This is a genomic window from uncultured Rothia sp. (assembly GCF_963555405.1).
Lineage (GTDB): Bacteria > Actinomycetota > Actinomycetes > Actinomycetales > Micrococcaceae > Rothia.
In genome coordinates, this window is record NZ_CAUVVO010000003.1 from 244817 (window position 1) to 256090 (window position 11274).

The following is an 11274-nucleotide window of genomic DNA, read 5'->3' on the forward strand; positions in this document are numbered from 1 at the left end:
TCACCACCACAGTAAGATAATCAATGGTTCTTACGCGGAGGAGGGGCTTCAATCACCGAGATGCAGACCGACCCAACCACTGTTTCGGTCTGCAACCTTCCTGCTCAACCTTAACATGAGCTTCACCACTTACACAAAAATTGTTACGTTACTGAACAATATTCAGCGCATAGCTCAGAAACACAGCTCAAACGTGCACCGCGAAATCCGCGGAGCCCGCGTTGTAGCGTCGCTTTTTCTCCATCTCAGCCCCGTATCACCCTGTGAATGTCTGCATTCACACACCGGATCCTGCCGCCTCGTGAACTATCCTGTTAAAACGAAAGGGTCGAAACATCCTCCGGGCACCCAGCCACACACGGCACGGGAATAACAGCCTGATGAGAACCGTTACACCCGACGGACAGCGCGCTAGCACAAGCCTGCTGGCGCATCCACTCACGTTGTGAAAGGACACCCACGTGGCAGAGAACTTCCAGTGGACAGAAACCGACCAGCGCGCCGTAGATACCGCACGTATCCTCGCCGCAGACGCCGTAGAAAAGGTCGGATCCGGCCACCCCGGCACCGCAATGAGCCTGGCGCCGGTCGCCTACCTGCTCTTCCAGAAGGTCATGAACCAGGATCCCTCCGACGACCGCTGGGAAGGTCGTGACCGCTTCATCCTCTCCCCCGGCCACACCTCCCTCACCCTGTACACTCAGCTGTTCCTCGGCGGCTACGGCCTGGAAATGAAGGACCTAGAAGCCCTGCGCACCTGGGGTGCCCTCACCCCCGGCCACCCCGAATACAAGCACACCAAGGGCGTAGAAATCACCACCGGCCCGCTCGGCCAGGGCCTGGCATCCGCCGTTGGCTTCGCCTACGCACAGCGCCGTATGCGCGGTATGTTCGACCCCGAAGCAGCGCCGGGCACCTCCCCCTTCGACCACCACGTCTACGTCATCGCCTCCGAAGGTGACGTGCAGGAAGGCGTCACCGCCGAGGCGTGCGCGCTCGCAGGTCACCAGGAGCTCGGCAACCTGATTGTCGTCTGGGACCGCAACCACATCTCCATTGAGGAAGACACCGACGTTGCCTTCACCGAAGACGTGGCAAAGCGCTACGAGTCCTACGGCTGGGATGTTCAGCGCGTGGACTGGACCCGCACCGGCGACTACGTTGAGGACGTCGCAGAACTGTACGCCGCTATTGAGCGTGCGAAGGCTGTCACCGACAAGCCCTCCTTCATCGAGCTGCGCACCATCATCGGCTACCCCGCCCCCACCAAGCAGAACACCGGCGCAGTGCACGGCTCCAAGCTCGGCGCCGAAGAGGTTGCCGCAACCAAGGAACTGCTCGGCTTCGACCCCGCCAAGAGCTTCTTCGTCGAGGAGAACGTCCTGGCGCACACCCGCCAGCTCGTCGAGCGCGGCGCAGCGGCACACAAGGCATGGGACGAGAAGTTCGAGGCATGGGCTAAGGCTAACCCCGAGCGCGCCGAACTGTACAAGCGCCTCGTCGCAGGCGAACTGCCCGCAGACTACAAGGCTGCCTTCCCCGTGTTCGAGGCTGGCACCTCCGTGGCAACCCGCGCGGCATCCGGCACCGTCATCAACGCTATCGCTGACACCTTCCCCGAACTGTGGGGCGGCTCCGCTGACCTCGCTGGCTCGAACCTGACCACCATCAAGGGTGCGGAGTCCTTCAACCCCGCATCGCGCAGCACCGAAGACTGGACCGGCAACCCCTACGGCCGCGTTCTGCACTTCGGTATTCGCGAGCAGGCCGCCGCAGCAATCGTCAACGGCATCGTGCTCTCCTCCCCCACCCGCGCGTTCTCGGGCACCTTCTTCGTGTTCTCCGACTACCAGCGCCCGGCTGTTCGCCTCTCCGCGCTGATGGGCGTTCCCGCACTGTACGTGTGGACCCACGACTCCATCGGTGTGGGCGAGGACGGCCCCACCCACCAGCCGATCGAGCACCTCTCCTCCCTGCGCGCTATCCCCGGCTTCGACGTGGTTCGCCCCGCGGACGCAAACGAAACCGCCGTCGCATGGCGCACCATCCTGGAGAAGTCCGACCGCCCCGCAGGTATCGTGCTCTCCCGTCAGAACCTGCCCGTCTGGGCTCGTGAAGACGTGCACGCGGACGCTGAGGGTGAGAAGTTCGCTTCCGCTGAGGGCACCGCACGCGGCGGCTACATCATGGCTGACACCGAGGGCACCCCGGACGTCATCCTGATCGCTACCGGTTCCGAGGTTGAGCTGGCCGTTCAGGCTCGCGCAACCCTCGCAGAGCAGGGCATCGCCGCCCGCGTGGTTTCCATGCCTTCGCGTGAGTGGTTCGCCGAGCAGAGCGAAGAGTACCGCGAGTCGGTTCTGCCCTCCTCGGTTGCGGCACGCGTCTCCGTCGAGGCTGGCCTGGCGATGAGCTGGTACGACCTGCTCGGCACCGCTGGCCGCGCCGTGTCCATCGAGCACTTCGGTGCATCCGCCGATGCGAAGACCCTGTACCGCGAATTCGGTATCACCGCGGAAGCTGTCGTGGCGGCCGCTAAGGAATCCATCGAGGCCGCTAAGTAGGCAATAACAACGCCGCGGTAACTGCCGCGCACACTGCGCTCCCCCTGTACGGGTGGGGTGCGGACGCAACGGGTAGGCTCCGGCTGACCGCTCAGCCGGAGCCTCCCGCCGCCCAGAAGATTTCACTGATATCTCAAATTTCAATTTCGACAAAGAATCGAAGGTTTTCACATGTCTGAGTCCACTCAGAAGCTTTCCGACGCCGGTGTCTCCATCTGGCTTGACGACCTCTCCCGTGAGCGTCTGACCAGCGGCAACCTCGCCGAACTCATCAAGACCCACAACGTCGTCGGTGTGACCACCAACCCCACCATCTTCGCTGGTGCTCTCTCCAAGGGTGCCGCATACGCCGAGCAGATGCGTGAACTTGCCGCCGCCGGCGCAAGCGTTGAAGAGGCAGTCTTCGCCGCAACCTGCGACGACGTACGCAACGCCTGCGACGTGTTCGCACCCGTCTACAAGGCATCCAACGGTTTTGACGGCCGCGTCTCCATCGAGGTTGACCCCCGCCTGGCACGCGACGCCGAAGGCACCGCCAAGATGGCACGTGAACTCTACGAGCGCGTGGATCGCGAAAACGTCATGATTAAGATCCCCGCAACCCAGGAAGGCCTGCGTCCCATCGCGGAGACCCTGGCTGCTGGCATCAGCGTGAACGTGACTCTGATCTTCTCTCTGACCCGCTACCGCGAGGTCATCAACGCCTACATGCTCGGCCTGGAGCAGGCGCTGGAGAACGGTAAGGACCTGTCCACCATCCACTCGGTCGCATCCTTCTTCGTCTCCCGCGTAGACACCGAAATCGATGCACGCCTCGAAGCTGCCGGCGGCGACGCTGTGCAGCTCAAGGGCAAGGCAGGCCTGGCAAACGCACGCCTCGCCTACGAGGTGTTCGAGGAAATGTTCTCCTCCGAGCGTTGGGCACGTCTGCAGGCACACGGCGCGAACGTACAGCGCCCGCTGTGGGCATCCACCGGCGTGAAGGACCCCTCCCTGCCGGACACCCTGTACGTCACCGGCCTGGTTGCACCCAACACCGTGAACACCATGCCCGAGGCAACCCTGAACGCTGTTGCCGACCACGGCGAGGTTACCGGCAACACCATCGTGCCGAACTACTCCGAGTCCAACAACGTTCTGGACGCTATCTCCGTTCACGTCTCCTACCCGGAGGTCGTGGAAAAGCTCGAGGTTGAGGGCCTGTCCAAGTTCGACGTCTCCTGGGAAGAGCTACTGCAGACCGTCCGCGAGGCACTCGAGCAGGCTAAGTAGCCGCGCCCCAGTAGCCGCCGAAAATATAGCGCGGCACTAAACACTGTCGGTGTGCACCGCCCGATGCGCACCGCGGCACCGCATCCTAATCCGCCGGGGTTCCCGCCAGAGCTTCACCGTTCGGGGAATCTCGGCGAATTAGGGTGCCACTGAGACAATCCCGTCAAAACCGGTACAATACAGGGTACACACCTTCCAGAATGCGGCATCGCCTCCGCGCGACAAGGTACGAACCGCGCGCCGCACGAACCAACCAAGGCAATCAAAGGAATATATTGTGACTATCGGTCATGAAGCGAACCCCCTCAGGGACACTCGCGACCGCCGCATTACCCGCATTGCGGGGCCGTCCGCGCTCGTCTTCTTTGGCGTAACCGGTGACCTGGCCCGCAAGAAGCTGCTTCCGGCAGTATACGACCTCATGAACCGTGGTTTGCTCCCCCCGAGCTTCGGCCTCGTCGGCTTCGGCCGCCGCCCCTGGAGCGATGACGACTTCCGCGCCTACGTGCGTGAATCTGTTGAGGCAAACGCCCGCACCCCCTTCCGCGAGGACGTATGGAACCAGTTCCAGCAGGGCATGCGATTCGTCGTCGGTGCCTTCGACGACGACGCAGCCTTCGAGAAGCTGAAGGGCACCCTCGCCGAACTCGACGAGCGCGGTGCACACGGCAACCACGCCTTCTACCTCTCCATCCCCCCGAAGGCATTCGAGCAGGTCCTCACCAAGCTCGCCGAACACGACCTCGCATCCCGCGATAACGACACCGTCAACCCCGTTGACGGTTGGCGCCGCGTGGTCATCGAGAAGCCCTTCGGCCACAACCTTGAGAGCGCACGCGAACTGAACTCCATCGTGGAGGCAGTCTTCCCGCCCGACGCCGTGTTCCGCATCGACCACTACCTGGGCAAGGAAACCGTTCAGAACATCCTGGCGATGCGTTTCTCCAACCAGATGTTCGAGCCCCTCTGGAACTCCCACTACGTGGACCACGTCCAGATCACCATGGCTGAAGACATCGGCATCGGCTCCCGCGCAGGCTACTACGACGGCGTGGGTGCGGCCCGCGACGTCATCCAGAACCACCTGCTGCAGCTGCTCGCCCTCACCGCCATGGAAGAGCCCCTCAGCCTCGATGCGAAGCACCTGCGCGCCGAAAAGGCTAAGGTCCTCGAAGCTGTGCGCATCGACGACCTGCCGAACTCCTTCGCACTCGGCCAGTACGCCGCAGGCTACCAGGGCGGCGAACACGTCAACGGCTTCTTCGACGAGAACGACATCCCCGCAGACTCCCGCACCGAAACCTTCGCAGCGCTGAAGGTGTCCATCGCAAACCGCCGCTGGGAGGGCACCCCCTTCTACCTGCGCGCCGGCAAGCGCCTGGGCCGCCGAGTCACCGAAATCGCCGTGGTCTTCAAGAAGTCCTCCGACCGTCTCTTCGGCGAACGTGAAAACCCGCAGGTCGGCCAGAACGCCATCGTCATCCGCGTGCAGCCCGACGAAGGCATGACCATCCGCTTCTCCGCAAAGGTGCCCGGCACCCAGATGGAAATCCGCGACGTCAACATGGACTTCGGCTACGGCCACTCCTTCACTGAAGAATCCCCCGAAGCCTACGAGCGTCTCATCCTGGACGTTCTGCTCGGCGAGCCGCCGCTGTTCCCCCGCCACGAAGAAGTTGAGCTCTCCTGGAAGATTCTCGACCCCTTCGAAGAGTACTGGGAAGAAAACCGCATTAAGCCTGAACCCTACGAGTCCGGTTCGTGGGGTCCGCGTTCAGCACACGAGATGCTTGAGCGTGACAACCGCGCTTGGAGGCGCCCGTGATCTCGCACCTGCATAACACCACCGTTTCCGCTATCAACAAGGAACTGAGCCACCTGACTGCCGCCAACGGTAGCCTCAGCAGTGGACGAGTACTCACCCTCGTTGTTCTCGCGGAAAAGGGCCACTCCCGCGAAGCAATGCGCGCCGCGATTCGTGCCTCCCACGAACACCCGAGCCGCATTATTGTGCATATCTCCCACGACCCGCTCGACCCCGACCAGCTGGATGCAGAAATCCACCTCGGCGGCGACACCGGCGCATCCGAGATGATTGTTCTGCGCGGCTGGGGTAGCGCATCCCGCCCGACCGAGGCGCTGATTTCCGGTCTGTTGCTGCCGGACTCCCCCATCGTGGTCTGGTGGCCGCACTCGGTACCCGAGAACCCGGCACAGCACTCCATCGGTCGTATCGCGCAGCGCCGCATCACCGATTCGGCACGTGCAGCAGACCCGAAGGAAGCCCTCAAGCACCTCGCCGAGGTGTTCCGTGCCGGCGACACCGACCTGGCGTGGACCCGCCTCACCCTGTGGCGCACCCAGCTGGCAGCGCTCATGGAACAGATGCCTTCCTCCCCCGTGCGCCGCGTGGTTGTGTGGGGTTCGGGCAAGTCCCCGTCCGTGGTACTGCTCGGTACGTGGCTCGGCTGGAAGCTTGAAGCGCCCGTGCACCTCGCCACCATTGGCGCAGCAAACCGCGGCCTGTACCGCGTCAGCATTGAGCGTGAAGACGGTTCCGTGACGATGTTCCGCCCCGGTATTTCCGTGGCGACCATCTCCACCCCGTACGCACCCGATCAGCAGATTGCGCTGCCGGTGCGTACCCTCGCCGAGTGCATCTCTGAGGAGCTGCGCCGCCTCGACCCGGACGACACCTACGGTGACGTGCTGAAGCAGGCGCTGCGCACCGTAACCCTCGTGGACGACACCTGCCAGCCTGAAGATATGCTGGACCTCGAAGAATACCCGGAGGTTTTCGATGCCTAAGATTCAGAACATGGGCGCATCCACCCCCGTCCTGGTGGCGCACCCGACCCGCGAAGCTCTCGCGGCAGACGCGGTGACCCGCATCCTCGACATCATTGAGCACGTGCTCTCTGAGCGCACGATTGCCCACATTTCGCTGACCGGCGGCACCATGGGTATCGCGACTTTGAAGGCGTGGGCTGAGAACGAGCGCGTGAAGGATATCGACTGGTCGCGCGTGCACTTCTGGTTCTCCGATGAGCGTTTCGTGCCCGAGCGTAGCCCCGAACGTAATGACGGTCAGGCTATTGAGGCGTTGCTCGCTCCCCTGCTGTCGCACGGCCTGGTTGTGGGTAACGTGCACCGCATGGGTCCGTCCGATATTTTCACCGGCCTTGAGGCTGCCGCCGAGCACTACGCTTTTGAGATGCGCGACTACGCCGGTTCCGCACCGGCTGTGAGCGTGCAGATGCCCGAGGGCGCAACCGAACTGCCGCTGGCTGGCGGTCACGGTGGCGGCGCAGGTCACGAGCACGGCGGTTCCGGCGGCTGTGGTTGCGGTGGCGGTGGTTGCGGTTCGTCCGCACCGGAGCAGTCCATCGAAGAGACCACTCTCGAAGACTTTGACGCTGAGGCTGCCGAATCCGCCGGTGGTTGCGGATGCGGCGGCGGAGGCTGCGGTGGTGGCGGTGGCGGCCAGTGGCCCGCCCCGGTCTTTGACATCACCCTGCTGGGCATGGGCCCTGATGGCCACATTGCGTCCCTGTTCCCGGACCGTAAGCAGGTTCTGCTGGGTACCGGCCTGCCGGAGGATCCGGTTGAGGGCGGTAAGGCTGTGACCGTGATGGTTTCTGATTCGCCGAAGCCTCCGGCTGAGCGCGTGTCGGTGACCCTGCCGATTATCAACAATTCCCGCAACGTCTTCTTCCTCATCACCGGTGAGGATAAGCAGGATGCGACCAGCCGTCTGCTGGCTGGCGCGAAGCTGGACGCTGAGGACCTGAACGCGGAGCTGCTGCTGGAAACCCCGGCGGTGGGTGCGCGCGGTAAGAAGCAGACCCTGATTTTTGCTACTGAGGAGTCGCTGGCTCCTGAGAACCGCCCGTAAGGTGCTGGTTCTGAACTACATATCAAATAAAGGGTGGGGCCCCGGTTAGGTGACTATCCGGGGCTTTTCTCTATGGTTTTTGAACCAGTCGAAATGGTACTAGAAGTGGTACCATTAAGTATGCCGAGTCACTCTCTCCCCCGCCAAGAGCTCTACACCTACCGCGTCGAGTGGTCTGAAGACGACCAGGAATTTGTCGGAACCGTCGCCGAATTCCCCAGCCTCTCATACCTGGCACCGACCTCGACCGAAGCATTCGCAGGTATTCGAGAAGTCGTCGCCGATACCCTCGAAATTCTTGAAGAAGACGGCCGCGAGGCACCCGAGCCGTTCTCCCTGCGTTCCTTCTCGGGACGATTTAACTTGCGTGTTTCACCGCAATTGCACCGTCGTCTGGTTCAGCAGGCAGCGCTTTCTCACCAGAGCCTGAACCAGTACGTGAGCCAACAGCTCGAGGCAGTCGCCTAAGTAAGCCAGTACATCTTCATCATCCAACGAAGATTCTAAAATGTTATGACATGACAAAAGGGTGGAGCCCCGGATAGTTGCTATCCGGGGCTCCACCCTTTCCTATGCCCGCTTACTGCTCAGGGGCGGCAGGATTCTACGGTTCTTGCACCTTACGAAGATTCGTCCGCCTCGAAGCCCACATACAGTGCCGCCAGCGACGGAACCGTCGCCTCCAGCACCTCCTGCGCCTCCTCTGCGGTCGGGGCGAGCTTCGCGCCGGTCAGCTGCAGGTACTCGCGCACCGTCATCGGTTGCGCCCAGTCGAAGTGCTCACGCACGGCGGTGATGTTCGCGCCGGACTGCAGCACGTTAATGCCGCGGGCAAGACCGATGTCCGTCACCTTCACGATGGCGTCGGTCTCATCGGGAATGTCGTACGGGTCGCGGTTCTGCAGGTCCACGATGAACGGAAGCACGCCGCGGCTCTCAGCGCGCAGGGCGAACTTGGTGTGCACCTGGCTCACCTCGTGCACTTCACCCACACCCACGGCGGGCACCACCATGAAGCCCGCCTGCAGGTCGTTCACCGCGTCTAGGGTACTTGTCTGCCCGAAGCCGGAGTACAGCTGCACCACCGGCACGAGGTAGCACACCTCCGCCTTGAGCGCCTTGCGCGCCTCAATGTCGATGTACTCCCAGGCGCCGCCGGTACCGTCCGTAATGTCACCGGAGTGGTGCGCGTAAATGGCGCCCTGGCTGTTCTTTGCGGTCTGCGACCAGTAGCTGATCTTGTCCATGTAGTTGCCTTCGGCGTCGAACATCATCAGCGACAGGTCAATGTCCACGCCCTCATCCCAGAAGCAGAAGAGGCGAATCACGCCGGTGGGCGACAGGTGCACCATGGAGGTGTTGTAGCGGCCCATGCCGTCCAGGGAAGGGCGGGCGCTGCGGGTGTTCAGCGGCATAACCATGTCCCCCACCTGCTCGGGCAGGTAGATGCTGGTCTCGGCAAGGCGGCCGGCCAGGCCAATCTCAACCAAGCGCTCCAACAGGTCCAGCACCGCCGGGCTGTACTCGCGCGCCGGAATCATGGTGGCGATACCTGTCTTTGACAGGTTCATGCGCTGCGGGGCGGCAGGCTGAGTCTTCTGAGCGGACGCCGCACGGCGCTCCTCACGCTGGTTCGCGGGGCTCTCGGAACCAACTGGGATGGACGGCAGTGGGTTCTCCGGGCCGGAATTAGCGCCAAAAAACGAACCCAGCGGGTTCGGGATGCCCGCGTTCTGCATAATGTTCTGAACCCTGGCGACGCCCTCCGGGTTGCGGCGCGCGTAGTCCGCCAGTTCCTGCTCTTCCTGCACCGCCACAGGGTTGGCGGGGCGTTCCTTCGGCGGGTTCGCGAGCGCGTTGCGTTGCAGGGTCACCAGGTTGCGAATCTGCACCAGGATGGGTGCGGACACGCGCGGCGCCACGGCGGCAAACGCGTCAAAGATGACCTGCTGACCGAGGCTCGGGGCGGTGTCGATGCCGTAGCGCGGCGCCTCAAAAGCGGTCAGGGCGCGCACCAGCTGGCGCGCAAACACGCCCGGACGCGTGGAGAGCAGACGTGCCACGTTCTGCGCATCCCCGGTGGCGTAGGCGCGGTCCACCAGCGACTCGAAGCTGTACACCTCACCGCGGTACAGGTCGTCAGCCCAGCGGCTCAGCGCGGTCAGCGAGGGGTAGTCGCCTGGGTGAATCGCCTTGACGAGGCGCTTGTACATTTCAGCGGCGGGCGCGCTGTCGTAGCGGGCACCGACCGGGTCAGCCTCAATGATGCGGTTGAGCAGGTGCGCGATGCGGGTGCGTTCGTTGCGGCGCAGCTTCAGGCGCGGCGCGTGGCTCAGGCTCAGGTCGCCCACCGTGCCGTTGAAACGCAGGCGCGAGTAGGCGGCGGCGAGGGCGAGCGCCTCCTTCATGGTGCGCAAGTGCTTAGCGTCTTCGGGGTGCAGGCAGGCGGCGATGAACACGCGGTTCTCGCGGCTGGTGTTCTCCGGCCGGGCAGCCGGCAGTGCATCATGCTGGGCGAGGAAGCGGCGCAGCGCCACCAGGTCGCGCTGGTCGGTCTGGCTGTACGCCTGCTGCTGACCGAGCAGTTGCCGATAGAGGGCATCCGCCATAATCAGGGCGTTCTGTACGCCGCTGACCATCTGCAGGGGTCGGCGGTTGCGTTCCATACTCGTCAAGTTGGAGCGGCTCATCGGCTGCTGCCACTCATAGGGCACGTAGTTCTCGGGCAGGCCGCCAACGATGCGCTCGGTGCCGTCCGGGTTGTAGTACGGGTTGGAGAGGTAGTGCATGATCTGCTCGGTGTAGCGCTGCTCCTCGGTGAGCGTCAGGGCGCGCAGATCAAAGTCGCGGCGGAACACGCGGCCGGGGCGGTACCCGTATTCGTAGGACCAGATGGTCAAGAACAGGGCAAATTCGTTGGTGCTAGCCTTCAGCGCCTGGGCGAGAGATTCCTCGCTGAGGGTCAGGCCGCAATTGCTCAGGGCGGACACTCGCCCCAGGTCGGTATCGAATACGCCGGCCTGGTGCCGCTCATTAATGCTCGAGTAGTTTGAGCGGTAGTAGGGGCCGTACAGGTCGGTGAAGACGTACACGCCGTAGCGGCGCATCAGGATGAGGCGCACGAGGGGGCTAAGCCCTTCGGGTGATTCGCCGTGAAGGTATGCGGATTCGTTGAGGTAGGGTGATTCCTGCAGGTAGGGGGATGCGTCGTAGGGAGTGGTCACGGGTCGTCCTTTCCGTTGGTCTCACCCGACTGTCACCGTCGGTGGTGTGTTTATGTTCTTATCGTAGCGTCGTGGGCGCGGGCTGTCGTTGCGTTTGGTCATCGGTGACCTGCGGGGGTGCGTATTCGCGAGGCAACAGGCGGTTACGTCATTCCGTGCGGGGCTCGCCAGTCATCTGCACCCCGTCATCGCGGTGGGAACGGCGGTTAAAAGAAAAATGGCGGGAAGCGAAGAATCCGACAAATATAAGAAAAAGATATTTCAGAAAGTAGGACTCTTCATGATCCGCCATTACCTATAGAGTACTCCCGCCCCGCGA

General features: G+C 63.0%; 7 protein-coding genes. 6 read left to right on the forward strand and 1 reads right to left on the reverse strand.

The features are described 5' to 3' along the window. Window positions 1-461: 461 nt before the first annotated feature. The 6 genes from tkt to RWL87_RS03840 all read left to right on the forward strand — a co-directional run bounded on the left by tkt (window position 462) and on the right by RWL87_RS03840 (window position 8199). Window positions 462-2564, forward strand: coding sequence for a transketolase (gene tkt, locus RWL87_RS03815; RefSeq protein ID WP_313968969.1), 2103 nt, complete (start codon window positions 462-464; stop codon window positions 2562-2564). Between the two features lie 171 nt (window positions 2565-2735). Beyond that, entirely contained in the window at window positions 2736-3836 is a 1101-nt protein-coding gene (gene tal, locus RWL87_RS03820) for a transaldolase (RefSeq protein ID WP_049327155.1), read from the forward strand. A 277-nt stretch (window positions 3837-4113) separates the two neighbouring features. Beyond that, on the forward strand, window positions 4114-5661 hold the full coding sequence (gene zwf / locus RWL87_RS03825) for a glucose-6-phosphate dehydrogenase (RefSeq protein WP_313968970.1): 1548 nt from the start codon (window positions 4114-4116) through the stop codon (window positions 5659-5661). Next, complete coding sequence (locus RWL87_RS03830) at window positions 5658-6644, forward strand: glucose-6-phosphate dehydrogenase assembly protein OpcA (RefSeq protein ID WP_049347008.1); 987 nt, start codon at window positions 5658-5660, stop codon at window positions 6642-6644. The genes zwf and RWL87_RS03830 overlap by 4 nt, the downstream gene beginning before the upstream one ends. After that, entirely contained in the window at window positions 6637-7731 is a 1095-nt protein-coding gene (locus RWL87_RS03835; protein WP_313968971.1) for a 6-phosphogluconolactonase, read from the forward strand. Before RWL87_RS03830 ends, RWL87_RS03835 begins: the two co-directional genes overlap by 8 nt. Window positions 7732-7851: 120 nt before the next feature. Further along, entirely contained in the window at window positions 7852-8199 is a 348-nt protein-coding gene (locus RWL87_RS03840) for a type II toxin-antitoxin system HicB family antitoxin (protein ID WP_294627951.1), read from the forward strand. A gap of 152 nt (window positions 8200-8351) precedes the next feature. On the opposite strand, the gene RWL87_RS03845 is transcribed toward RWL87_RS03840, so the two are convergent. Continuing rightward, window positions 8352-10955, reverse strand: a complete 2604-nt coding sequence (locus RWL87_RS03845; protein ID WP_313968972.1) for a hypothetical protein — start codon at window positions 10953-10955, stop codon at window positions 8352-8354. Window positions 10956-11274 lie beyond the last annotated feature (319 nt).